The sequence below is a fragment of the Paralcaligenes sp. KSB-10 genome, assembly GCF_021266465.1.
Lineage (GTDB): Bacteria > Pseudomonadota > Gammaproteobacteria > Burkholderiales > Burkholderiaceae_B.
Window position 1 is genome coordinate 980,272 of sequence record NZ_CP089848.1, and the last position, 23,750, is coordinate 1,004,021.

Consider the following 23,750-nt stretch of genomic DNA (forward strand, 5'->3'; position numbering starts at 1 on the left):
TTCAGGACCCGAAGGCCCGGAGCCGGCGGACTTTATTTGTTGGGCTGGGGAGTAATGCGCAGATAGGGGCGAACAGTCTTGTAGCCTTTGGGGAACTTGGCTTTAAGCACGGCTTCATCCTTGATGGACGGAACAATAATCACATCGTCGCCGTCTTCCCAGTTGACCGGCGTGGCAACGCTATGGCTGTCCGTCAGTTGCAGGGAGTCGATAACACGCAGGATTTCGTTGAAATTGCGGCCGGTGCTGGCCGGGTAGGTAATGGTCAGGCGCACTTTCTTGGCGGGATCGATGACAAATACGGAACGCACCGTTGCCGTGGCGCTGGCATTGGGGTGGATCATGTCGTACAGATCGGATACTTTGCGGTCGGAATCCGCCAGAATCGGGTAATTGACCGTTGTGCTTTGTGTTTCGTTGATGTCCTTGATCCAGTCGTTGTGTGACTTGGCATCGTCCACCGATAAAGCCAGCACTTTCACATTGCGCTTGGCGAAGTCGTCAGCCAGTTTTGCCGTGTAGCCCAGTTCGGTGGTGCAGACTGGAGTAAAGTCGGCGGGGTGCGAAAACAGCACTCCCCAGCTATTGCCCAAAAACTCGTGAAAGCGGATTTTTCCAACAGAAGAATCCTGCTCAAAATCAGGGGCGGTATCGCCCAGGCGCAAAGTTGTCATGGTAGCTCTCTAGACAGTCAATCAATCAGAAAATATGGGTGAAAGCTGTGGCACTGCCCACCCACATCGGTAAGGAAGCAATTATTGTGGCAGCAAAGGCGAGACGGTGGAAATACCGTTTATGAATATCCTTATGCGCCCGCTGCAATCCCAGCATACTGCGTAGCAAGCTGACCTTCAAGCAGCGCCGTCGACAACGCCTCGGCCCGGGGCAGTATGTGGGCCGCATAAAAAACACTGGTCGCGAATTTTTGCGCATAGTAGCGATCCGTGCTGCCGGATTCGATATGGCGGCAAGACGCCAACGCCGCGCGGGCCATTTGCCAGCCGGCGAGAACCGTCCCCGACAGCATCAAATACGGCACGCTGCCCAAAAACACTGCGCGCAGAGACTCCTTGGCGTTTGCCAGAACGTAATCGACCGCTCTTTCATAAGCATCGACGGCCAGGCCCAGGCGACGCGCGATCAGATCCAGCCCAGGGCGGTCGGCTCCCGCCCTCGCCGCCTCGAGTTCGGCAACCGTGGCACGCATTTCCTTGGCCAGGGCTTTGGCCACGGCACCGCCGTCGCGCAGGGTTTTGCGGCCCACGAAATCATTGGCCTGGATGGCTGTCGTGCCCTCGTAGATCGGCAAAATGCGCGCATCGCGATAATATTGGGCCGCACCGGTTTCTTCAATGAAACCCATGCCGCCATGCACCTGTATGCCCAGCGAGGCAATCTCGACCGCATTTTCAGTGGAAAAACCCTTGACGATGGGGACCAGGTATTCATAAACCGCCTGGTGCTGCTTGCGCACACCCGAATCGGCGTGGTGCCTGGCCTTGTCGCAAGCCGACGCGGCCACATAGGCCACGGCTCGCGCGCCTTCGGTAAGAGCGCGCATGGTCATGAGCATTCGTTGTACATCGGGATGGTGAATGATCGCCACGGGCCCCGCGGAACCCTCCAGGGCTCGCCCTTGTATGCGCTCGCGCGCGTACGCCTCGGCGTGCTGCAAGGCGCGCTCGGAAACGGCAATCCCCTGTAGGCCCACCGCATAGCGCGCGGCATTCATCATGATGAACATGTACTCGAGGCCGCGGTTTTCTTCTCCTACCAGATAGCCCACCGCCCCTTCCCCGGCTTCGCCTTTACCCGATCCGTACAACAGTACGGCGGTCGGGCTGCCGTGTATGCCCAGCTTGTGCTCGATCGAGGCGCACCACACATCGTTGCGCACTCCCAGGGAGCCATCGTCCTTGACCAGGAATTTGGGCACGATGAACAGGGAAATGCCCTTGACGCCGGCGGGCGCATCGGGAGTGCGCGCCAGGACCAGATGCACAATGTTTTCGGCCAGATCGTGCTCGCCGTAGGTAATGAAGATTTTTTGCCCCGACAGGCGATAGCTGCCGTCGTCCTGGGGCACAGCCTTGGTGGCAACCAGGGCCAGATCCGACCCGGCCTGCGGCTCGGTCAGATTCATGGTGCCGGTCCAGCGCCCTTCGAGCAGGGGAGGAATGAATCGATCCTGCTGCTCCTTGGTGCCTACCGTGATCAAGGCCTCGATGACGCCGTCGGTCAGCAGGGGGCACAGCGAGAACGCCAGGCTCGCGGCATTGATGTTTTCGCTGGCAGGCGCCCCCACCAGCTTGGGCAAACCCTGGCCGCCCCACTCCGGCTCATGCTGCAGACCCTGCCAGCCGCCCGCGGCGAACTCGCGAAATGCTTTTTGAAAACCGGGTGAAGTTCGCACCGCGCCATCTTCCCATAGAGCGGGTGACGTATCGGCGCCATGGTTGAGCGGGGCGACAGCCTGTTCCACAAAGCGGGCATTCTCTTCGAGCACAGCCTCGACCAGATCGTCGCTGACTTCTTCAAAGCCAGGCAGAGCCAAGACCCCCGCCAGATCCGCCAGTTCTTTGATTACGAAACGAATATCCTGTGTTGGCGCACGATAACTCATACTATCTCCAGAATTGAAATTGCCCGGCCAAGCCCCGCGACACGTACCACTATGCCTCGAACAACCGGTGTGTGAAAGGCCTCATGTAAAAAAACCTGCAAACGGGAAAGCTTGCAGGCTTCTTCAAGGGCGAATGACCGGCGCCAGTTACAAGGCGTTGACCAGCTCGGGAACGGCCTGGAACAAGTCCGCCACCAAACCGTAATCGGCCACTCCGAAAATCGGCGCTTCCGCATCTTTGTTGATCGCCACGATGACCTTGGAGTCTTTCATGCCGGCCAAATGCTGGATTGCTCCCGAAATACCGATGGCCACGTACAACTGCGGCGCCACGATTTTCCCGGTTTGGCCAACCTGCCAGTCATTCGGGGCATAGCCGGCATCGACCGCGGCGCGCGACGCGCCCAGTGCCGCACCAAGCTTGTCGGCCAGGGGATCGAGAATCTTGAAATTCTCGGCGCTGCCCATGCCGCGCCCGCCCGAGACCACGATTTTCGCGGCAGTCAGTTCGGGGCGGTCATTCTTGGCGACTTCACGGCCCACAAACGACGTCAAGCCCGAATCCGCCACCGCGGCCAGCGTTTCGACGGCAGCCTGGCCGCCCTGGGCGGCGACTGGGTCAAAGCCCGTGGTGCGTACCGTAATGACTTTCACCGCGTCGGCCGACTGCACGGTGGCAATGGCATTGCCCGCATAGATCGGGCGCTGGAACGTATCGGGCGAGTCCACGGCAATAATGTCGGAGATCTGGGCCACATCGAGCCTGGCTGCCACGCGCGGCGCAACGTTCTTGCCCGAGGCGGTGGAGGCAAACAGAATGTGCCCATAGTTCTGGGCCACGGCCAGGACCTGGGCGGCCAGATTCTCCGCCAGCCCGTCGGCCAGTTGCGGCGCATCGGCCAGCAACACCTTGGCAACCCCGGCGATCTGGGCAGCCTGATCGGCCACCGCCTGCGCGCCGCTGCCCGCCACCAGCACATGGACATCACCGCCGATTTTCGCCGCGGCGGCCACGGCATTGAGCGTCGCCCCTTTCAACTGGACATTGTCGTGTTCGGCTATTACAAGAATCGTCATGATTAAATCACCTTGGCTTCGTTTTTGAGTTTCTCGACCAGCGTCGCGACATCGGGCACCGTAATGCCGGCAGAGCGTGCCGGAGGTTCGGAAACCTTGAGGGTTTTCAGGCGAGGCGCTACATCGACGCCCAGGTCTTCGGGCGTAACGGTATCCAGGGTCTTTTTCTTGGCCTTCATGATGTTGGGCAGCGTCACATAGCGCGGCTCGTTCAGGCGCAGGTCGGTCGTGACTATGGCCGGCAGCTTGAGCGACAGCGTTTCCAGCCCGCCGTCGACTTCGCGCGTGACGGTGGCCGTGTCGCCGGCAATCTCGACTTTGCTGGCAAACGTGGCTTGCGGCCAGTCGAGCAAGGCGGCCAGCATTTGGCCGGTTTGATTGGCGTCGTCGTCGATGGCCTGCTTGCCCAGTATGACCAGCCGGGGCTGCTCTTTATCGACCACCGCCTTGAGCAGCTTGGCCACGGCCAGGGGCTGCAGATCGGCATCGGTCTGCACCAGGACGGCGCGGTCGGCGCCGATGGCCATGGCCGTTCTGAGGGTTTCCTGGCATTGCGCCACCCCGCAGGACACCGCGATGACTTCGCTGGCGGCGCCTTTTTCTTTCAGGCGAGTGGCCTCTTCGATGGCAATTTCATCGAAGGGATTCATCGACATCTTGACGTTGGCGATATCCACGCCGCTTTGATCGGACTTGACGCGCACCTTGACGTTGTAATCAACCACACGCTTGACGGGTACTAACACCTTCATTCAGTATCCTCCTGAGGGGAATATAAAAAACTGCTGCGCTTTTGCCGCGGCTTTGCAACCTGCCCCGCGAGGCCATTCTTTTACTTGCCGGCAAAAGCCAAAGTTGACGCAAACCATGCCATTCTACAGCTTTGCCAGCACCTTGATATGCGCCGCCGCACTGCGCCCCAGCGCCGACAGGTTATAGCCGCCTTCAAGAAAACTCGCGATCCGTCCATGGGCGGTTTTTTCAGCCTGGGCCACGATCTGGTCGGTGATCCAGGCATAGTCGGACTCGACCATGCCCAATTGCCCCATATCGTCCTCGCGATGCGCGTCGAAGCCCGCCGATATGAAAATGAATTCGGGCCTGAAGGCTGCAAGCCGCGGCATCCAGATATCGCCGACGATCTGCCGCAAACTGGCGCCGCTGGTATAGGCATCGACCGGTATGTTCAGCATATTGTCCGCTGTCCGTCCGGTTCCGCAATTGGGATAAAAAGGATGTTGAAAAAAACTGCACATCAGCACCCGTTCATCGCCGGCGAACATTTCTTCGGTGCCGTTGCCATGATGCACGTCGAAGTCGATGATTGCCACACGCCCGAGCGCATACTTGTCGAGAGCATAGGCCAGTGCCACCGCCAGATTATTGAAAATGCAAAATCCCATGGCCTGATTGGCGCGGGCATGATGCCCGGGAGGCCGCACCGCACAAAAAGCTGTTTTGGCTTCGCCCCGCATGATTGCATCCACGGCAAGCAGTCCGGCGCCCGCAGCCAGACGTGCCGCCTCGAGCGTATGCGGATTCATCAGCGTGTCGGGATCGAGCGTGAAGTAGCCGCTTGCCGGCGCATGCGTACGCAAATAGTCCAGGTATTCGGGCGTATGTACACGCAACAGATCGGCGTCCCCGGCCTGGACGGCTTCTTTCTCGCCCAGAAAGCCAAGTATGCCGCTGGCCAGCAATTGATCGTTGATCGCGTCAAGGCGCGCGGGACATTCTGGGTGCCAACTGCCCATTTCATGCAAGCGACAAATCGGGTGGGTAATATATAGGGTCTCCATAAGGATGATTATGTTCAAACCTGCCCGCATTTTGCAAGCCGCCGTTCTTGTTACATTCCTGGGGGGTTGCGCCACGACTAAAACCGCAGCCATATCGCCGGCTCCCGCGCAGGCCCCGGCCCCGGTAAATACTGCCGGCGCCAGCCTCCCCCCGCATATCAAGGCGGGAAACTCGACCAGCAGCACGGAAGGCTTTGTGGATGCCAGGGGCCAGTTGAAACCCGACATCCAGGCTTATGCACGCGAAGTCGCGCAAACACGACACGTACCGCTCAATCGCATCGAAGTCCTGCTTAAAAGCGCCCGATACAACGCGACGGTGGCCAGGCTCATGACCCCAGGCAAAACCAGGATCCGGCGCAGCTGGGTCACATACCGCAAGCGTTTTGTCGAACCCATACGCATCAAGGCCGGGGCAGCCTTCTGGAGCGAGCACCGTGCCGCGCTCGATCAGGCTGCCCGCCAATATGGCGTGCCTCAGTCGATTATTGTCGCCATCATCGGCGTCGAAACCATATATGGGCGCCAGACCGGCGATTTCCCGGTACTCGACGCCCTGGCAACCCTGGGCTTTCGTCACCCCGATGGGGCACGCCCGGAACGCAGCCAGATGTTTCGCGATCAGCTAGCGGATCTGATTCAGCTTGATCACGAAAAAAAACTCGACGCGCTTGAAGTGGAAGGCTCCTTCGCCGGCGCCATCGGCCTGCCTCAATTCATGCCGGGCAGCATTCTGCGCTACGCGGTGGATGGCGACGCCAGCGGACACATCGACCTGACCAACAGCCCCAGAGACGCCATCTTGTCGGTGGCGAATTTCCTGCGCCAGCACGGATGGGTGCCCGGCCTGCCGGTGTTCGCGCCGGTGGTACTGCCGGGCAATGCGGGCACCCTGGTCGCAGGCGGGCTCACCCCGAACTACAGTTGGCCGGAACTTGACGCCAAAGGGGCCAGCATCCGGCCAGGATCCGTCAACACGGCTTGGGAAAAATACCCGGTGGGTGTCGTGGACCTGATCGACGAGCCGCGCAACCTGAACGAGTACCGCACCGGCACGCCGAATTTCTTTGCCATCACCCACTACAACCACAGCTACTTCTACGCCGCTTCAGTCGCCGATCTGGCGCAGGCAATAGCTGAACGAATCGGTAGTTCGGCGCTGTAGATAATGGGTATTTGAAGACGCCGTCTATCGGGGCTTGGGGGCAGGACCGGCACGGCGTGCCGGACTGCACCGCACCACCCACCCTGTGGCGTTTTAATTAAAGACACCAGTCGATAGATAACGATCCCCGCGATCGCAAACAATGAACGCAATTGTGGAGTTTTCCACGCGGGCGGCGACACGCAGGGCGGCCACCAAAGCACCCGCCGAGGAAATTCCGCCGAAGATTCCCTCTTCGGCAGCCAGGCGCCGCGCCATGTTTTCAGCCTCGGCCTGGCTGATCAGCTCGAATACGTCAACCTGGCTGGGTTGATATATTTTGGGTTGATACGCCTCCGGCCATTTGCGGATACCGGGTATCTGCGAACCTTCGGCAGGCTGCGCCCCAACGATCTGAATTTTTGAATTCTGCGATCGCAAGTAGGACGCTACCCCCATAATGGTGCCTGTCGTGCCCATGGCGCTGACGAAGTGGGTAATTTGCCCATCGGTTTGCTGCCATAGCTCGGGGCCGGTCGTCTCGATATGCGCCCGCGGATTATCGGCATTGGCGAACTGGTCGAGCACCTTGCCCTTCCCTTCGGCCTGCATTTTAAGGGCGAGGTCGCGGGCGTATTCCATACCACCCTGGCTGGCCTGGGTCAGGATCAGTTCGGCGCCGTATGCCGTCATGGCGGCGCGCCGCTCCAGCGACAGATTGTCGGGCATGATCAGAATCATTTTGTAGCCGCGCACCGCCGCCGTCATGGCCAGGGCGATGCCGGTGTTGCCGCTGGTGGCTTCGATCAAAGTGTCGCCGGGCTTGATTTCGCCGCGTTCTTCGGCACGACGGATCATGGAGCTTGCAGCCCGATCCTTGACCGAGCCGGCCGGATTGTTGCCCTCGAGCTTGGCGAGGATCACATTGCCGCGCTGATGACCCGCCTGGCCTGGAATACGTTGCAGGCGAACCAGCGGCGTGGCGCCTATGGTGTCTTCGATAGTAGGGTATTTTTTCATGCGGAAATAATACACCGATCCGGGTAACAGCGACTTGAACAGCCCCGATCGGGTCCCGGTTATTCCGGTAGACATTCCAGTGCCGGCATCGCCGCGGACATGCCGCGGCGATATGCGAACCATACGCAAGGGCCGCAACCCATGCCATCGCGATACGTGCCAGTACCGACGGCATAGAGGTACCGGCACTTATCTGGCCGGCCTTCCGGGCGCACTGGACTTGGGCTTGGCCGAAGCGCTGCGAGGCGCTGCCAGCGCAGCCGTGCCGGGCGACGCGGCCGGCGAAGAAGATGGCAGCGCCCCGGCCCCTACTGTCAGGCCGGAAGCCTGCAAGGTAGCCGCCTTTTTGGGGCCTATGCCTTTGACGCGCACAGCCAGATCGTCGAACGACTCGTATTTGCCGCCGCGCGCACGTTCTTCAAGAATGATTTGCGCGGTCTTCGGACCTATGCCTCGCACCTCTTGCAACTGCGCCTGGGTCGCTACGTTGACGTCGACCGCGAGCGCCGTGGCGGAGAGGGTCAGGCCGGTCGCCAGCCCCAGGGCGCCCCACGCGGGCCGCCAAAAGGAACGTCTTTTTTGCGCATGCCGACTTGAGGCATGGCCCGCCTGCCGGGAAGTGCCGGGGTTGAGCGGACGAGCTACGGTGGATTCGGTAAACGGGTTCATGGCTAGCCTCCGAAAAATGAAAAGAATATGGAAATCGAACATTTCCATAAGCTCCATAATCGAATACTTGCCGACCAGGAGATAGGTCCGGCACATCAATACATCCATGCGTAAACCTACCTCTGGCAAAACGCCGAGGCCTGCGACGGAACCTAAAGGCGGCCCTGCTCCAGCAAGCGCCGCACGTAGGCCGCCACTCCCGTCTCTACGTCGCGAAACGGCGCCTTGTAGCCGGCCGAACGCAACTGCGTCATATCGGCCTCGGTGTGGCTTTGATAACGACCCTTCAAATCGTCGGGAAAAGGAATGTAGCGTATCAATTGCTGGTCGACCAGTTCCTGCAAGGAGAGCTCCGGCAGATCGGCTTCGGCCCGCAGGGTATTGACGACGGTACGGGCCACATCGTTGAAAGGCTGGGCGCGCCCGGTTCCGCAATTGAAAATGCCCGACTTTTGAGAGTGGTCGAGAAAATGCAGGTTGACGTCGACGACGTCGTCGACAAAAACGAAGTCGCGCAACTGCCCTCCGTTGGCGTAGCCATCCCAGCCGCCAAACAGGCGCACATGCCCTTCCGCCCTGAATTGGTTCATGTTGTGAAACGCCACCGACGCCATGCGGCCTTTGTGCTGCTCGTTGGGACCGTAAACGTTGAAGTAACGCAAACCGACGACCGGGGCGGCCAGTTCGGACAGATGGCGCCGCAGAACCTGATCGAACAAGTATTTTGAATAGCCGTACACATTGAGCGGCGATTCGTGCACCGGATTTTCCGCATATACCGGACCCGCCCCATACACAGCGGCCGACGACGCATATAAAAACGGAACCTTGTGCGCCTGGCAATACTCGAACAGCTCAAGCGTTACCCGATAATTGTTGTCGAGCATGTAATGACCATTGCGCTCGGTAGTGTCGGAACACGCCCCTTGATGAATCACCGCCTCGATATTGGCGAATTGCTTGCGTGCCACCCGTTGGCGGAAATCGTCTTTATGCAGGTAATCGGCAATCTTGCCATCGACCAGATTGATGAATTTGTCGCCTTCGGTAAGGTCGTCGACCACCATGATGTCGGTATAGCCGCGGCGGTTCAGGCCCGCCACCAGATTGCTGCCGATAAAGCCGGCGCCCCCCGTCACAATAATCATGTCAGTTCTCCTGCCGTAACCACCGATGTTCCAAGTTTGCCGACCACGATACCGCCGGCGCGGTTCGCCCACTGCACCGCATCAGGCCAGGCCAGGCCCGCCGCACGAGTCACCGCCAGGGTTGCCAGCACGGTGTCTCCAGCCCCCGATACATCGAACACTTCATGGGCCTGGGCATCGGTATGATCGCGCCCGCTTTGAGTAAACAGGGTCATGCCCTGCTCGGACCGGGTAACCAGCAAAGCCTCGAGATCGAGCTCGACACGCAGAGCCTGCGCCCGCTCGGCCAATTCATCTTCGGTTTGCCAGCGCCCCACCGCATCCTGCATTTCGGCCCGGTTGGGCGTGACCATCGTCGCGCCGCGATAGCGTCGGTATAAATGGCCCTTGGGATCGACCATGACCGGCACCCCGGCCCGGCGCGCAATCTGGATCAAGGCCTCGACCTGGCCCAGCACGCCCTTGGCATAGTCGGAAAGCACCAGCATATCGTGCTTGGCAACCAGGGCCGATACCTCGGCCTCGATACGCGCCAGGCTGGCGTTGCCTGGCAGTTGTTCAAAATCGATGCGCAGCAACTGTTGCTGGCGCCCCAATACACGCATTTTAAGCGTCGTGTGCAAGGCCTGGTCTTCGACCAGGCGCGCGGCAATGCCCGATTCCGTCGACAGCTCGCGGACTTTCTGGCCGGCCTCATCGACCCCGACCACACCCAGCAGCGTGGCCTGCGCACCCAAGGCCACAATATTGCGCGCCACATTCGCGGCGCCGCCCAGGCGATCTTCGCGTCGGGCAACCTTGACCACCGGAACCGGCGCCTCGGGCGAGATACGCTCGACCTCGCCGAACCAGTAACGATCGAGCATGATATCGCCCACCACCAGTACCTTGACCCGGCTTACAGCATCCAGAGGGAAAGACATCATTTCAACTCCTCGAGGCGGCGAGGTTCATAAGTTTCCCAGGAATTGCATCCCGGGCACTGCCAATAAAAATGCCGGGCTTCGAAACCGCACACTTTGCACGAATAGCGATCCAGACGCTGGGTATGCTTGTGTATGAGCGAACGGAGCAAACCCAGGTCCGAGCCCAGTGACGCGCCGGCCTCGGCTGGCGTATCGGAGCTGGCCAGCTCGGCCTCGAGCAGGCGATCCAGCCCCAGCAACGAAGGATGGGCGCGCAGCGCCTCGCGCGCAAACGTCCAGGCGGGGGTGTACCCTTCCTGAGACCGGAGTTCTCGAAACACCACATTGAACATATCCAGCGACGGGTGCCGCATGTAATGATTTTTAAGCACCTTCAAGCCCTCGACCTGGCGCCCCGCGGTTCGATACAGCTGTAGTATGTCGGCCGCAACCAGGCTGGCATACTCGGGGGCGATGGTCAGCACCGACTCAAGATAAACACGTTCACGCTCGGGGTTTTGAGTCAGCCTGGCCAGGCTGGCCCGCAACATGGCTATCCGGGCTTCGGAAGCCTGCCCCTGGGTTTGGCCGAGCAAAGCCCTGGCTGCATTGTCTGCGGCGTCGAGCGCTTCGTTGGCAGCCTGGATGTCGGGGGGCTTGATTGCCATGGCCGACTGAGCGCGTTCGCATTGATAGTGCACGAGTTGCGGCACCGGTTCGTCGATCAGGGCTCGCAAACGCTTGACCGCATCGATGGCGCGCGGCCAGTCGTGCTCGGATTCGTAAATGCGGATCAGGGCACGCACGGCCGGAATGGCAAAGCGCGACTCCTGGACGATTTCAAAAGCCTGTTCGGCACGATCGAGCATGCCCGCCTTGAGAAAATCCTGGGCAATTTCATGTTGCGCGTGCTCGCGGTCTTCCTGGGGCAAATCAGCCCTGGACAGCAGGCTTTGATGGACCCGGATGGCGCGCTCCATTTCGCCGCGCCGCCGAAACAGGCTGCCGAGCGCAAAATGCAGCTCGGTCGTTTCCGGATCGAGCTTGGCCACTTCGACAAATGCATCGATCGCGCGATCGGGCTCTTCGTTGAGCAGGAAGTTAAGGCCCTTGAAATAGGAATCGGGTAAATTGCGCGTTTCGGAAAGCATTTGCCGAATGTCGACGCGTGCCGCGATCCAGCCCAGGGCGAAGAGGATCGGCACGAAAATTAGCCACCACGGTTCAAAATCCACTCTAGTCGACCTCTGCTATGGATTTATAACGGCGCCAACGGGGCGACCGTTTCAGGAACCACGGCGTCGTTGTGAACCGCGGGTTGCCTGAGCCTGTCGTGCAAGCGATCCAGATCGCGCTTGAGCTTTTTGACTTCGCGGCGCCGACGTACGAGCGACGGGGCTGCCACCAGCAATCCAAACAAAACGCCCAAAACGAATACCACCAGCATCACAACGATAAGCGGCACCCCCGTTACGACATGGCCGGCATAAAAACTGACATCGACCGGCCCGGTGTTCTTGAGGGCAAACAACAGGACCAGGATGAAAACCAATAATCGCAATATCCATACCAGGTAGCGCATAACGGGAACTCCAATAAACCAGCAATGGGTAATTGTAAGGGGAATCGATTCGCAGACCTCAATCGGCGCAAAAGAATTTGAAGCCCGTCCGGCATCGATGGTCCGGCCTGATCTGGGCCCCAGGAACGCAAAAGCCCTGCAGATCTTGCTGAAAATCAAACAGGCCCTTGGAAGGGCCTGTTTGATGGTACTGAATAACGCATTGAACAGCGATCGGCTTATGCCCTGCGGGCAGTCTGGCCTATCCGTGCATCATGCGCGTGTCGAACTGTCCCATATTGAAGACGGACTCGCCGGCAGCCTTGACCTCTTCGTCAAAAGCCGAATCGACCCGCTCGCGCAGCTCTTTGCCGGCTTTGAAGTGAGGCACCTGTTTACCTGGCACCAGCACTTTTTCGCCCGACTTGGGGTTGCGGCCTATACGCGGTGAACGCTCTGACAAGGAAAAACTGCCGAAGCCGCGGATCTCGATGCGCTGACCGCTGGCCAAAGCCTGGGTCATGGCATCGAGAACCGTTTTGACGGCGTAATCCGTATCGCGTGCTGCCAATTGCGGATAACGGCTCGCGAGTATCGCGATCAGTTCAGACTTAGTCACACCAATTAACCGTCGTCGCGTTGCTGGTCGAGCTTGGCTTTAAGCAAGGCGCCAAGATTGGTGGTGCCCGACGAAGCGCTGGCTTCCGACATACGCTGGATGGTATCGGCGGTTTCGGCGTTATCGCGAGCCTTGACCGACAACTGAATCGAGCGCGCCTTGCGATCGATGTTGACAATCATGGTTTCGACGTTTTCACCGGCCTTCAGTACGGTGGTGGCGTCTTCGACACGGCCGGCGGAGATTTCGGAGGCACGCAAGTAGCCCTCGACATCAACCGACAACGTTACGACGGCACCCTTGGCTTCGACCGATTTGATCACGCCAGGAACCACTGCGCCTTTGTCGTAGGTGGCCACGAAGTTGTTGAACGGATCGCCTTCGAGCTGTTTGATGCCCAGGGAAATACGTTCCTTGTCGGTATCGATGCCAAGCACCACGGCGTCGATTTCGTCGCCCTTCTTGAAGTTGCGCACGGCTTCTTCGCCGGTTTCGGTCCAGGACAAATCGGACAGGTGAACCAGGCCATCGATGCCGCCGGGCAGGCCGACAAACACGCCGAAGTCGGTGATGGACTTGATCGCGCCGCGAACCTTGTCGCCGCGTTTGAAGTTGATGGAGAACTCTTCCCACGGATTGGCGCGGCACTGCTTCATGCCCAGGGAAATACGGCGACGGTCTTCGTCGATTTCGAGGACCATGACTTCGACTTCTTCGCCCAATGTAACCACTTTGCGCGGATCGACGTTCTTGTTGGTCCAGTCCATTTCGGAAACGTGCACCAGGCCTTCAATGCCGGCTTCGACTTCAACGAACGCGCCGTAGTCGGTCAGGTTGGTGACCTTGCCGAACAGGCGGGTGCCTTGCGGATAGCGACGTGCCAGGCCGACCCAGGGGTCTTCGCCCAACTGCTTGACGCCCAGGGAAACACGGCTTTTCTCCTGGTCGAACTTGAGCACTTTGGCTTCGACTTCCTGGCCCACCTGCAGCACTTCGGAAGGATGACGCACACGACGCCATGCCATATCGGTAATGTGCAGCAGGCCATCGATGCCGCCGAGATCGACGAACGCGCCGTAATCGGTAATATTCTTGACCACGCCCTTGACCACCGAGCCTTCGCTGAGTGTTTCGAGCAGTTTCTGGCGCTCTTCGCCCATGCTGGCTTCAAGGACCGAGCGACGCGACAGCACAACGTTATTGCGCTTGCGATCGAGCTTGATCACTTTGAATTCCATGGTCTTGCCCTCGTAGGGCGTAGTGTCCTTGACAGGACGCAGATCGACCAGCGAACCGGGCAGGAAGGCGCGGATGCCATTGGTCATGACGGTCAGGCCGCCTTTGACTTTGCCGGTAATCGTGCCGGTAACCATTTCGCCGGACTCGAGGGCTTGTTCGAGTTGCAGCCAGGCCGACAGACGTTTTGCACGGTCGCGCGACAGGATGGTGTCGCCATAGCCGTTTTCGAGCGAATCAATGGCGACGGAGACGAAATCGCCCGCCTGGACTTCGAGTTCGCCCTGATCGTTCAGGAATTCTTCAAGAGGAATCAGTGCTTCGGATTTCAGGCCGGCGTTGACCACGACAAAATTGTGATCGATACGCACGACTTCCGCCGAAATGACCTCACCAGACTTCATGTCCTGGTTTTTGATACTTTCAGCAAATAAATCGGCAAAGCTTTCGCCGCCCGAGGCAGCAGTGGTTGAAATGGAAGACATTAAGTTAAATCCATGTAGCCGGGATGGCCGTTAAAAACACACCAAGGCAATGCCTGCCCCAGTGGAGTGAAAAAATCTCAAGCTAATCATAGCCTTGCAGGTTTTTGATCTGCCAAGCCCCCGTGGGTTTCCACCCCGGCAGGCTTTACGCTTGAGTACCCAGGCTCGACCAATGGTCGAGTACCGCTTTAACCGTTTCGTCGATGGAAAGATCGGACGAATCGATTGTTTTGGCGTCTGGCGCCGCTTTCAGCGGCGCATTCGCCCGATTGCGGTCGCGCTCATCGCGCGCACGCATATCCTGCATCAGGTTCGCAAGGTTAGCAGAAAATCCCTTTCCCTTCAACTGCTTACAGCGTCTTTCAGCCCGCGCCGCAACATCGGCCACCAAAAAAATCTTTAAAACGGCATCCGGGAAGACCACCGTACCCATGTCGCGCCCGTCAGCCACCAGCCCTGGCGGTTGGCGAAACGCCTGCTGACGCGTAAGCAATGCCTGCCGAACGGAACCGTACGCCGCTATCTGGGAAGCCAGATTGCCGACCCGTTCCTCGCGTATCAGGGGCGCCACATCGCGGCCGGCCAGCCACACCTGCTCGCCATTGAAGCGGACATCGAGATGGCCGGCCGCACGGGCGACAGCCTGTTCGTCCGCAGGATCGATGCCCTGGTCCAGCACAGCCAGGGCGGTCAGTCGATACAGTGCGCCGCTATCGAGTACCGACCAGCCCAGGGCCTGCGCAACCCGATGAGCAATCGTACCCTTGCCGGAAGCAGTGGGGCCATCGATGGTAATTACCGGTATCGTCGAAAAATCAGTCATTGTCATGTCCAGGGAGCCACGCCAGCCCAGAGCCCCGATATCAGGTTTGCACCAAATTTCGAAACACCGAAAAATAATCCGGGAAAGTCTTGCTGACGCAATCGGGATCGAGAATCGTCACCGCAACAGGCCCGAACGATGCCAGGGAAAAACACATGGCCATGCGATGGTCGTCGTAGGTGGCAATCGACGCAGGCTGCCATTGCGACGCCGCCACGGGATGAACCCGAATCCAGTCCGGCCCTGATTCGACTCGTGCGCCCAGCTTGCCCAATTCGGTATGCATGGCGTGAATGCGATCGGTTTCCTTGACCCGCCAACTGCCGATATTGCGCAATGTGCAAGGCCCGTCGGCATACAAGGCCAGGGTAGCGGCCGTCATGGCGGCATCGGGAATCAGATTGAAATCCAGGTCAAACGCCTTGAGTTTGCCGCCGCGCGCAACCTGTACGCCGCTCACCTCAATGGAGGCCGCGCGCCGCGTGACCTGGGCGCCCATGGCTTCTATCGTATCGGCAAACGCAATATCGCCCTGGATGCTGTCGGAGCCTACTCCTTGAATCTGAACGGGACCTCCGCCGATCGCACCCAGGGCCATGAAATAAGAGGCCGAAGAGGCGTCGCCTTCAATGGCCAGGGTTCCGGGCGAACGGTATATGGACCCCGCCGGAATGGTAAAACGCTGCCAGCCCTCGCGCTGCACCGTAACGCCAAAACGCGCCATCAGGTTCAGGGTAATCAGAATGTAGGGCTTGGAAATCAGTTCGCCCTCCACCTCGATAGTCAGGGGATCCCGTCCCGCACCGGTATGAATCGGCGCGGCCATCAGCAAGGCGGTCAGGAATTGGCTGGACACCGACCCTTTGACCCGTATTCCCCGTTCCGCCTGTATTGATCCGGGAGCTATCGACAAAGGCGGATAACCGGACGCGCCCAAATACCGCACCTGCGCCCCCAACGCATTCAAGGCCTCGACCAGATCGCCTATGGGGCGCTCATGCATGCGCGGCACACCCGACAACTGATAATCGCCACCCATCATGGCCAGCGCGGCGGTCAAGGGACGAAACGCTGTCCCGGCATTACCCAGGAACAAAGCGCCGTGCCGCACTGCAAATGGCGAACCGCCTTGAATTTCGACCTCGGTAGGCCCCAGGCTGCGGACCTGCACGCCCAACTGGCGCAAAGCCGCCAGCATCACACGAGTGTCGTCGGAGTCGAGCAGGCCTTCAAGCCGGGTGGTGCCTTGGGCAAGAGCCGCCAGCAAGAGCACGCGATTGGAAATGCTTTTGGATCCGGGCAAGGCCACTACGCCCCGTGCCGCACTCACCGGAGACAAACGCAAGCTGGATACACCCGTCATGACAAACCGCTCCTGCTGCCCCAAAAGCGGCGCGCCAGCGCTGCCCGTTCAAGAAAATCGTGCAAAGCCGCCGCATCTTCGCGCTGCAAGGCATCTTCGGCCTGCCGCAATGCCGCCCTGACCTCCTGCAATTCGGAAAGCACGGCGTCCCGATTGGCCAGAAAAATATCGCGCCACATTTCAGGCGAACCCGCCGCGATGCGCGTAAAGTCACGGAACCCGCTACCCGCCAGGCCAAGCCGCACATCGGAGTCATGCGCCGCGGCAACCTGCCCCATGAAAACCGAAGACAGAAAATGCGGAACATGGCTGACCGACGCCAGCACGACATCATGCGCCTCGGGCTCCATGCAGATGACCCGCGCCCCACAGCGCTCCCACAACTGGGTCAGGTACAGCTTTGCCGCGGCGGAATTTTCAGCCAGCGGAGTCAATACCACTGTACGGCCCTGATAAAGAGCGGCATCGGCGGCTTCCGGGCCGGTCTTTTCGGCTCCGGCAATGGGGTGGCCAGGCACAAATTGGCCTACCCGTTCACCCAGGGCGACACGGGCCGCCTCCACTACATTCGCTTTGGTGCTGCCGACATCGGTAATGAGGGTATCGTCACGGAGATAGGGTTCTATTTCAGCCAGTATCTTGCCGCTTGCCCCAACTGGAGCGGCCAGCATGATCACATCGGCCTGCTCGGCGGCCTGCCTGATGCTGGCCACTTCGTCGATCAATCCCAGTTGCCTGGCGCGCGCCAGGGAATGCGCAGCGCGCCCGACACCGAGAATATGTCCGACCGCCTGCCGCTGGCGCAATGCCGCCGCAAAAGAGCCGCCTATCAGACCCACTCCGATCACAGCCAGCACTCCCACCCGGGGAGAGGCTGGCGTCTGGGGCCCGGTAGTCATCGCTCCGCAAGAATCTGGGTCAGCGCTTCGATGAAGCGTGCATTTTCTTTAGGCAGGCCTATCGACACACGCAGCCATTCGGGCAAGCCGTCGCCCGCAACGGGGCGCACAATCACGCCGCGCTTGAGCAGCTCGAGATTGATGCGCGCCGCGTCGCCGACATGCACCAGCACAAAATTCCCGTAGCTGGGCACATAATTCAACTTCAACTTGTCGAAGGCCTCGCAAAGCGTTTTCTTGCCCGCCTTGTTGATATCGTAAGCCTGCTTCAAGAAAGCGGTATCTTCCAGCGCCGCCGTGGCAGCCGCCTGGGCCAGGCTATTTACATTGAAAGGCTGGCGCACGCGATTGAGCAAATCGGTAAGCCGGGGCTGCGCCATCGCAAATCCAACCCGCAATCCCGCCAAGCCATAAGCCTTGGAAAAGGTGCGCGTCACAATCAGATTGGAAAACTGCCGCACCCAGATCGAACTGTCGAAACGCAGCTCGGGATCGAGGTACTCGTTGTAGGCTTCGTCCAGCAAAACAGTGACACGGTCGCCATGACGGTCATGGACCTGTTTCAAAAACGCGGCAACCTTTGCTTGCGGCAAGAATGTGCCGGTCGGGTTATTGGGATTGGCGATGAACACCAGCCGCGTATCGACGTCGATGGCCGCAAACATGGCATCCAGATCGTGACCGTATTCGCGCGCGGGCACCACGATGTGGCGCGCGCCGCGCGCCTGGGTGGCCAGGCGATACACGGCAAAAGCATGCTGGGCATAGACGCAGGCCGTACCCGGCGATAAAAACGCCAGCGAAGCCAATTCGAGCAGATCGTTCGAGCCATTGCCCAAAGTAAGCCAGTCCGCCGGAATATCGTAGCGTTTGGCCAGGGCCGACTTCAGATCGAAACCATTGGGATCGGGATACCGCGCCAATGAGCTCGATGCCGAAATCATGGCCAATTGCACCGACGTCGGCAGGCCCAGCGGGTTTTCGTTCGAAGCCAGCTTGACGATATTGGCAACATCGAGATTGAACTCGCGGGCCAGTTCCTCGATCGGCTTGCCCGCCTGATAAGGGGCAATGCCCAGGATATAGTCCGGCACCTGGGCGCCGTCGGCGCCCTTCTTGATATCGTTCGTAGTCATGCGAGCAGATTCCTTACTGGGTGGGATAAGAGCCCAGCACCTTGAAAAAAGCGACTTGTTTCTTGAGATCAGCCAAGGCCTGCGCGACTGACGGCTCATCGCGGTGCCCCAACAGGTCGACATAGAAATAATATTCCCACTGCCCGGTGCGGGCCGGCCGCGATTCCAGGCGCGTCATCGACACACCGTTATTGGCCAAAGGCGCAAGCATTTCGTACACGGCGCCGGCGCGATTGGGCACCGCCAGAATCACGCTGGTCTTGTCGTGCCCGCTGGGCAGGGTTTCAATCGCGCCCACAGCCAGGAAACGGGTACGATTCTGCGGATCGTCCTGGATGCCCGAGGCCACTACTTGCAAATTCCATGCCGAAGCGGCCGTAGTGCCGGCAATGGCGGCAACGCCAGGGTCCTGGGCGGCCACGCGGGCCGCCTCGGCATTGCTCGAGGCCGCGTCGCGTTCCAGCTCGGGATGATTTTGCGTCAGCCACGACTGGCACTGTGCAAGCGCCTGCGGGTGCGCCATGACGCGCTTGACGCCGTCGAGCGTGCCCGACTGGGTCATCAGGCAATGATGAATATTGATCGAGCGTTCGCCCAGCACCTTGAGCGGCGAATTGAGCAGCAGATCGAGCGTGCGATTCACAGCGCCTTCGGTGGAATTCTCGACCGGCACCATGCCCGCGTTGGCCTGGCCCGCCTCGACGGCACGAAACACCTCGTCGAAGGAATTGCAGCGCAATGGCGTAATGGCATGCCCGAAATGCTCGAGCGCCGCCTGTTCGGAAAACGAGCCCTGCGGGCCCAGATAAGCCACAGTCAGCGTGCTTTCCAGGCCGCGGCAAGTGGAAATGACCTGGCTCCACACCGCTTCGACCGCCTGCTCGGTAAACGGCCCCTTGTTGAGGGCCTGCAGGCGGCGTATCACCATCGCTTCGCGCTCCGGCTTGAGCACCGGCCCCGCGGAATCGAAAGCCTGTTTGACCTCGCCGACTTCGAGTGCGGCCTTGGCGCGCTGATTGAGCAGATCGAGAATCTGCTCATCCAGGGCATCGATGCGTTCGCGTATCGGACGCAACCGGGCTAGTAAAGAATCATCCATGTCGCCGCTCGAATTCCCGCATGAAAGTAATCAGAGCCTGAACCCCTTCCAGAGGCACGGCATTGTAAATGGAGGCACGCATGCCGCCGACGCTTTTGTGCCCTTTCAGCTGCATCAGGCCGGCCGCTTCCGCCTGGACCAGGAACTCGCCGTTAAGCGATTCGTCACGCAGGAAAAACGGCGCATTCATGCGCGAGCGGGCTTTGGCCTGAACCTTGGCCATATAAAAACCGGAGCTGTCCAGAAAGGCATACAAGGCCTGGGATTTGGCAATATTGGCGCGCTCCATGGCCGCAACGCCGCCCTGGCGCTTGATCCATTTGAACACCAGCCCGGCAATATAAATGGCATAGGTAGGCGGCGTATTGAACATGGATTGGGAGCCGGCCACATTGGCATAATCGAACGCCGAAGGGCATACGGGCAGCGCATGGCCGATCAGGTCGGGCCGCGCCAGTACGACGGTAACTCCCGCCGGCCCGGCATTTTTCTGCGCGCCGGCATATATCAGCCCAGCCTTGGAAAAATCGATCGGGCGGGACAGAAAATGCGACGATGCATCGACCACCAGCGGCACATTGGCCGCACCCAGTTGGGCCGTATCGGGCCACTGCGCGAACTCGACCCCGCCTATGGTTTCGTTGCTGCACAGGTGCAGATAAGCCGCATCCGGGCGCACACGCCATTGTCCCGGATCGGGAAACCAGGTCCAGGGCTCCTGTTCCCGTCCATCGACCTGTACCGCGCTGCCGCTTGACGCCGCTACGGCGATGTCGCCGTAGCGCTGCGCTTCCTTGTGCGATTTGTTGGACCAGATGCCGGACAGGACGTAATCGGCCTTGAGCGCGCCACCCCGGCCGATAAGATTCAGCGGCAAGATGGCATTTTCAGCCGTCGCCCCGCCCTGCATGAACATCACGGCATAGTCGTCGGGCACGGCCAGCAATTCGCGCAGGTCCGCTTCGGCTTCATCGCGGATTTGCGTAAACTGCTTGCCGCGGTGGCTCATTTCCATGACCGACATTCCGCTGCCGTGCCAATCCGTCATTTCGGCCGCAGCCTGCTGCAATACTTCAAGCGGCAAAGCCGACGGGCCCGCCGAAAAATTCCACGGGCGCATTACGAATCATCCTCCGCGCTGCCATTATCAATGTCCGGCGTCGCCGGGCCGTCATCGGAATCGATCGCGCCGACATCAGAAGACTCGTCCGCATCGCCATCGAGTTCGACATCGTCGGCATCGCTTTCAACCACGCGGCGCAAGCCCGACAAGGTGCTGTTCTCGTCGACGTTGATGAGGGTAACGCCTTGCGTGGCGCGGCCCATTTCACGGATTTCCGAAACCCGGGTGCGAACCAGCACCCCAGCGGTGGTGATCAGCATGATTTCGTCGGACGGACGCACCAGTACGGCGCCCACCACTTTGCCATTGCGGGCACTGGTTTGAATGGCGATCATGCCTTTGGTGCCGCGGCCGTGGCGCGTGTATTCGAGAATTGAAGTCCGCTTGCCGAAGCCATTTTCGGTGGCTGTCAGCACACTTTGGGTTTCATCGAGGGCAACCAGCAGGGAAATGACCGCCTGGCCATCCTCGAGCGTCATGCCGCGCACGCCGCGCGCCGTGCGGCCCATGGGGCGCACATCGTTTTCGTCGAAACGCACGGCCTTGCCGGAATCGGAGAACAACATCACATCGTGTTCGCCATCGGTCAGGTCGGCGCCGATCAGGAAGTCGCCGTCATCGAGCGCTACGGCGATAATGCCCGCCTTGCGTGGATTGGAGAAATCCGACAGCGGCGTCTTTTTGACCGTGCCGCGCGAAGTCGCCATGAAGACGTAGTGGTCGTCGCTGAATTCCTTGACGGCCAGCACCACGGTGATTTTTTCGCCGTCGACCAGCGGGAACATATTGACGATAGGCCGGCCACGCGAGCCGCGCGTGCCTTGCGGCACCTCCCAGACCTTGAGCCAGTACACTCGCCCCCGATCCGAAAAGCACAGCAGGTAATCGTGCGTGTTCGCGATGAACAACTGATCCACCCAGTCGTTTTCCTTCATGGCGGTTGCCTGCTTGCCGCGGCCGCCGCGTTTTTGCGAGCGGTATTCCGACAGCGGCTGGCTCTTGATATAGCCGGTCTGCGACAGGGTCACCACCATGTCCATGGGAGTGATCAGATCTTCGGTATCGAGCTCGGTGGCGTTATGTTCGATCTGGGAACGCCGGACGTCTTTGGCATTGGTGGAAAACTCGGCCCTGATCGCCGTAAGCTCATCGCTGATTATGGTGGTAATGCGTTCCGGCCGCGCCAGGATATCCAGCAAATCGGCGATGGTTGCCATGATCTCTTTATATTCGCCGACGATCTTGTCCTGCTCCAGGCCGGTCAGGCGTTGCAGGCGCATGTTCAGGATTTCCTGCGCCTGGGTATCGCTCAGGCGATACAAGCCGTCGCCCTGCAGGCCGAACCCCTCGGGCAGGGTTTCCGGGCGATAAGCCGCGCGGCCGCCCGGCGTCGTGCCATCGTCGGCCCGGGCCAGCATTTCGCGCACCAGCGAGGAATCCCAACTGCGAGCCATCAAGTCCTGACGCGCCACGGGCGGCGTGGGCGCCGCCTTGATAATTGCAATGAAGTCGTCGATATTGGCCAGGGCCACTGCCAGCCCTTCGAGCACATGGCCGCGCTCGCGCGCCTTGCGCAGCTGGAACACTGTGCGCCGTGTAACCACTTCGCGGCGATGCGACAGGAAATACTCCACCATCTGCTTGAGGTTCAGCAGGCGCGGCTGGCCATCGACCAAAGCCACCATATTCATGCCGAAAGTGTCCTGAAGCTGTGTATTTTTATACAGGTTGTTCAGAATGACTTCGGGAACTTCGCCGCGCTTGAGCTCGATGACCAGGCGCATGCCGTCTTTGTCGGATTCGTCGCGGATATCGGAAATGCCTTCGATCTTCTTTTCGTTGACCAGCTCGGCAATGCGCTCCTGCAGGGACTTCTTGTTGACCTGATAGGGGATCTCGTCGACGATGATCGCCTGGCGATGGCCCTTTTCCATGTCTTCAAAATGGGTTTTGGCGCGCATGATGACCCGCCCGCGCCCTGTGCGATAGCCTTCGCGCACACCCGACATACCGTAAATAATGGCGCCGGTGGGGAAATCGGGAGCCGGAATCAGCTCGATCAGTTCGTCGATCGTGCAGTGCGGATTGCGCAGGCAGTACAAGCAGCCGTCGATCACTTCGGACAGATTGTGCGGCGGAATATTGGTGGCCATCCCGACCGCTATCCCCGAACTGCCATTGACCAGCAGATTGGGCAAACGGGAAGGCAAAAGCAAAGGCTCCTGCTCGCTGCCATCGTAGTTGGCGCCGAAATCGACGGTTTCCTGATCTATATCAGCCAATAATTCGTGGGCGATCTTGGCCAGGCGGATTTCGGTGTAACGCATCGCCGCGGGATTATCACCATCGATCGAGCCGAAATTGCCCTGGCCGTCGACCAGCATGTAACGCAACGAGAAATCCTGGGCCATGCGCACTATAGTGTCATAGACCGCCGAATCGCCGTGAGGGTGATATTTACCGATCACGTCGCCGACAATACGCGCCGATTTCTTGTAAGCCCGGTTCCAGTCGTTATTGAGTTCGTGCATCGCGAACAGCACGCGCCTGTGCACGGGTTTAAGGCCATCCCGAACGTCTGGCAAAGCGCGCCCGACAATTACGCTCATGGCGTAATCGAGATAGCTGCGGCGCATTTCCTCTTCCAACGAAATTGGAAGGGTCTCCTTGGCGAAGGAATCCATAGATAGTCTAAATACGTGAAATCGTGAAGGTGGGCCATTACGGGCGAATGGGAAATTCTAGCACTTCCACCCATAAGGCTCGCTGGCGATACCCAGGCACCCGCCAGGCCCCGCCCATTTCAGCCAACCGCAGCGCACTCCCCTCTACAACTTGAGAAACCACTTTAAACTTTGCCCGTTGTTGCCAAAAACCAACAATATTGAACAAGATCGCGTGGAAATCCGAATATCTGAGCCATATGCGCAAAACACACTTAACTAACAGCACTGAAATGCCGTAAGATTCGCCCTAACACGCATGAAACCCAGCGCAATTCTTTGATCCACTTCACAGCGT

The 23,750-nt window shown here is 59.6% G+C and carries 21 protein-coding genes; 1 reads left to right on the forward strand and 20 read right to left on the reverse strand.

Annotated features, from left to right (window positions below):
• Positions 1-32: 32 nt before the first annotated feature.
• The 5 genes from LSG25_RS04490 to LSG25_RS04510 form a co-directional block, all read right to left on the reverse strand.
• The gene (locus tag LSG25_RS04490) at positions 33-674 is read right to left on the reverse strand and encodes a peroxiredoxin (RefSeq protein ID WP_232743515.1); all 642 of its coding nucleotides are present in this window, start codon (positions 672-674) and stop codon (positions 33-35) included.
• Positions 675-805: 131 nt separating this feature from the next.
• Positions 806-2,623 carry an acyl-CoA dehydrogenase gene (locus LSG25_RS04495; RefSeq protein WP_232743516.1) on the reverse strand — a complete coding sequence of 606 codons (1,818 nt, stop codon included), beginning with the start codon at positions 2,621-2,623 and terminating at the stop codon, positions 806-808.
• 147 nt (positions 2,624-2,770) lie between these two features.
• Positions 2,771-3,700: an electron transfer flavoprotein subunit alpha/FixB family protein gene (locus tag LSG25_RS04500; RefSeq protein WP_232743517.1), complete on the reverse strand. Its 930-nt coding sequence runs from the start codon at positions 3,698-3,700 to the stop codon at positions 2,771-2,773.
• 2 nt (positions 3,701-3,702) lie between these two features.
• Entirely contained in the window at positions 3,703-4,452 is a 750-nt protein-coding gene (locus tag LSG25_RS04505; protein ID WP_232743518.1) for an electron transfer flavoprotein subunit beta/FixA family protein, read from the reverse strand.
• Between the two features lie 123 nt (positions 4,453-4,575).
• Positions 4,576-5,499 (reverse strand): histone deacetylase family protein, encoded by a 924-nt coding sequence (locus LSG25_RS04510; RefSeq protein WP_232743519.1) that lies wholly within the window; start codon positions 5,497-5,499, stop codon positions 4,576-4,578.
• A 10-nt stretch (positions 5,500-5,509) separates the two neighbouring features.
• Here LSG25_RS04510 and mltB point away from each other — a divergent pair, with 10 nt between their 5' ends.
• A complete protein-coding gene (gene mltB / locus LSG25_RS04515; protein WP_232743520.1) occupies positions 5,510-6,664 on the forward strand; it encodes a lytic murein transglycosylase B in 1,155 nt (384 codons plus the stop codon).
• Between the two features lie 93 nt (positions 6,665-6,757).
• On the opposite strand, the gene cysM is transcribed toward mltB, so the two are convergent.
• The 15 genes from cysM to gyrA all read right to left on the reverse strand — a co-directional run bounded on the left by cysM (position 6,758) and on the right by gyrA (position 23,413).
• Positions 6,758-7,663, reverse strand: coding sequence for a cysteine synthase CysM (gene cysM / locus LSG25_RS04520; protein ID WP_232744560.1), 906 nt, complete (start codon positions 7,661-7,663; stop codon positions 6,758-6,760).
• A gap of 189 nt (positions 7,664-7,852) precedes the next feature.
• Positions 7,853-8,440: a DUF655 domain-containing protein gene (locus LSG25_RS04525; protein ID WP_232743521.1), complete on the reverse strand. Its 588-nt coding sequence runs from the start codon at positions 8,438-8,440 to the stop codon at positions 7,853-7,855.
• A gap of 44 nt (positions 8,441-8,484) precedes the next feature.
• Entirely contained in the window at positions 8,485-9,480 is a 996-nt protein-coding gene (rfaD, locus tag LSG25_RS04530) for an ADP-glyceromanno-heptose 6-epimerase (RefSeq protein ID WP_232743522.1), read from the reverse strand.
• The gene (rfaE1, locus tag LSG25_RS04535) at positions 9,477-10,406 is read right to left on the reverse strand and encodes a D-glycero-beta-D-manno-heptose-7-phosphate kinase (protein WP_232743523.1); all 930 of its coding nucleotides are present in this window, start codon (positions 10,404-10,406) and stop codon (positions 9,477-9,479) included. Before rfaE1 ends, rfaD begins: the two co-directional genes overlap by 4 nt.
• Positions 10,403-11,620: a lipopolysaccharide assembly protein LapB gene (lapB, locus tag LSG25_RS04540; protein ID WP_232743524.1), complete on the reverse strand. Its 1,218-nt coding sequence runs from the start codon at positions 11,618-11,620 to the stop codon at positions 10,403-10,405. Before lapB ends, rfaE1 begins: the two co-directional genes overlap by 4 nt.
• A gap of 23 nt (positions 11,621-11,643) precedes the next feature.
• On the reverse strand, positions 11,644-11,967 hold the full coding sequence (locus LSG25_RS04545; RefSeq protein WP_232743525.1) for a lipopolysaccharide assembly LapA domain-containing protein: 324 nt from the start codon (positions 11,965-11,967) through the stop codon (positions 11,644-11,646).
• Between the two features lie 241 nt (positions 11,968-12,208).
• Positions 12,209-12,565 (reverse strand): integration host factor subunit beta, encoded by a 357-nt coding sequence (locus LSG25_RS04550; protein WP_232743526.1) that lies wholly within the window; start codon positions 12,563-12,565, stop codon positions 12,209-12,211.
• 5 nt (positions 12,566-12,570) lie between these two features.
• Positions 12,571-14,286 (reverse strand): 30S ribosomal protein S1, encoded by a 1,716-nt coding sequence (gene rpsA, locus LSG25_RS04555; protein WP_232743527.1) that lies wholly within the window; start codon positions 14,284-14,286, stop codon positions 12,571-12,573.
• A 145-nt stretch (positions 14,287-14,431) separates the two neighbouring features.
• Positions 14,432-15,115 carry a (d)CMP kinase gene (gene cmk / locus LSG25_RS04560; RefSeq protein WP_370635948.1) on the reverse strand — a complete coding sequence of 228 codons (684 nt, stop codon included), beginning with the start codon at positions 15,113-15,115 and terminating at the stop codon, positions 14,432-14,434.
• Positions 15,116-15,149: 34 nt separating this feature from the next.
• Positions 15,150-16,472, reverse strand: a complete 1,323-nt coding sequence (aroA, locus tag LSG25_RS04565; RefSeq protein WP_232743529.1) for a 3-phosphoshikimate 1-carboxyvinyltransferase — start codon at positions 16,470-16,472, stop codon at positions 15,150-15,152.
• The gene (locus tag LSG25_RS04570; RefSeq protein WP_232743530.1) at positions 16,469-17,371 is read right to left on the reverse strand and encodes a prephenate dehydrogenase/arogenate dehydrogenase family protein; all 903 of its coding nucleotides are present in this window, start codon (positions 17,369-17,371) and stop codon (positions 16,469-16,471) included. The genes aroA and LSG25_RS04570 overlap by 4 nt, the downstream gene beginning before the upstream one ends.
• Positions 17,368-18,507, reverse strand: a complete 1,140-nt coding sequence (gene hisC, locus LSG25_RS04575) for a histidinol-phosphate transaminase (RefSeq protein WP_232743531.1) — start codon at positions 18,505-18,507, stop codon at positions 17,368-17,370. The genes LSG25_RS04570 and hisC overlap by 4 nt, the downstream gene beginning before the upstream one ends.
• 13 nt (positions 18,508-18,520) lie before the next feature.
• Positions 18,521-19,606, reverse strand: a complete 1,086-nt coding sequence (gene pheA, locus LSG25_RS04580) for a prephenate dehydratase (protein WP_232743532.1) — start codon at positions 19,604-19,606, stop codon at positions 18,521-18,523.
• A complete protein-coding gene (gene serC, locus LSG25_RS04585) occupies positions 19,599-20,726 on the reverse strand; it encodes a 3-phosphoserine/phosphohydroxythreonine transaminase (protein ID WP_232743533.1) in 1,128 nt (375 codons plus the stop codon). The genes pheA and serC overlap by 8 nt, the downstream gene beginning before the upstream one ends.
• The gene (gyrA, locus tag LSG25_RS04590) at positions 20,726-23,413 is read right to left on the reverse strand and encodes a DNA gyrase subunit A (RefSeq protein ID WP_232743534.1); all 2,688 of its coding nucleotides are present in this window, start codon (positions 23,411-23,413) and stop codon (positions 20,726-20,728) included. The genes serC and gyrA overlap by 1 nt, the downstream gene beginning before the upstream one ends.
• Positions 23,414-23,750 lie beyond the last annotated feature (337 nt).

What these genes read in the sequence shown, in the direction of transcription:
- LSG25_RS04490 (WP_232743515.1), bottom strand. Translation starts at nt 674, where the DNA reads ATGACAACTTTGCGCCTGGGCGATACCGCCCCTGATTTTGAGCAGGAT.
- LSG25_RS04495 (WP_232743516.1), bottom strand. Translation starts at nt 2,623, where the DNA reads ATGAGTTATCGTGCGCCAACACAGGATATTCGTTTCGTAATCAAAGAA.
- LSG25_RS04500 (WP_232743517.1), bottom strand. Translation starts at nt 3,700, where the DNA reads ATGACGATTCTTGTAATAGCCGAACACGACAATGTCCAGTTGAAAGGG.
- LSG25_RS04505 (WP_232743518.1), bottom strand. Translation starts at nt 4,452, where the DNA reads ATGAAGGTGTTAGTACCCGTCAAGCGTGTGGTTGATTACAACGTCAAG.
- LSG25_RS04510 (WP_232743519.1), bottom strand. Translation starts at nt 5,499, where the DNA reads ATGGAGACCCTATATATTACCCACCCGATTTGTCGCTTGCATGAAATG.
- mltB (WP_232743520.1), top strand. Translation starts at nt 5,510, where the DNA reads ATGTTCAAACCTGCCCGCATTTTGCAAGCCGCCGTTCTTGTTACATTC.
- cysM (WP_232744560.1), bottom strand. Translation starts at nt 7,663, where the DNA reads ATGAAAAAATACCCTACTATCGAAGACACCATAGGCGCCACGCCGCTG.
- LSG25_RS04525 (WP_232743521.1), bottom strand. Translation starts at nt 8,440, where the DNA reads ATGGATGTATTGATGTGCCGGACCTATCTCCTGGTCGGCAAGTATTCG.
- rfaD (WP_232743522.1), bottom strand. Translation starts at nt 9,480, where the DNA reads ATGATTATTGTGACGGGGGGCGCCGGCTTTATCGGCAGCAATCTGGTG.
- rfaE1 (WP_232743523.1), bottom strand. Translation starts at nt 10,406, where the DNA reads ATGATGTCTTTCCCTCTGGATGCTGTAAGCCGGGTCAAGGTACTGGTG.
- LSG25_RS04545 (WP_232743525.1), bottom strand. Translation starts at nt 11,967, where the DNA reads ATGCGCTACCTGGTATGGATATTGCGATTATTGGTTTTCATCCTGGTC.
- rpsA (WP_232743527.1), bottom strand. Translation starts at nt 14,286, where the DNA reads ATGTCTTCCATTTCAACCACTGCTGCCTCGGGCGGCGAAAGCTTTGCC.
- cmk (WP_370635948.1), bottom strand. Translation starts at nt 15,115, where the DNA reads ATGACAATGACTGATTTTTCGACGATACCGGTAATTACCATCGATGGC.
- aroA (WP_232743529.1), bottom strand. Translation starts at nt 16,472, where the DNA reads ATGACGGGTGTATCCAGCTTGCGTTTGTCTCCGGTGAGTGCGGCACGG.
- LSG25_RS04570 (WP_232743530.1), bottom strand. Translation starts at nt 17,371, where the DNA reads ATGACTACCGGGCCCCAGACGCCAGCCTCTCCCCGGGTGGGAGTGCTG.
- hisC (WP_232743531.1), bottom strand. Translation starts at nt 18,507, where the DNA reads ATGACTACGAACGATATCAAGAAGGGCGCCGACGGCGCCCAGGTGCCG.
- pheA (WP_232743532.1), bottom strand. Translation starts at nt 19,606, where the DNA reads ATGGATGATTCTTTACTAGCCCGGTTGCGTCCGATACGCGAACGCATC.
- serC (WP_232743533.1), bottom strand. Translation starts at nt 20,726, where the DNA reads ATGCGCCCGTGGAATTTTTCGGCGGGCCCGTCGGCTTTGCCGCTTGAA.
- gyrA (WP_232743534.1), bottom strand. Translation starts at nt 23,413, where the DNA reads ATGGATTCCTTCGCCAAGGAGACCCTTCCAATTTCGTTGGAAGAGGAA.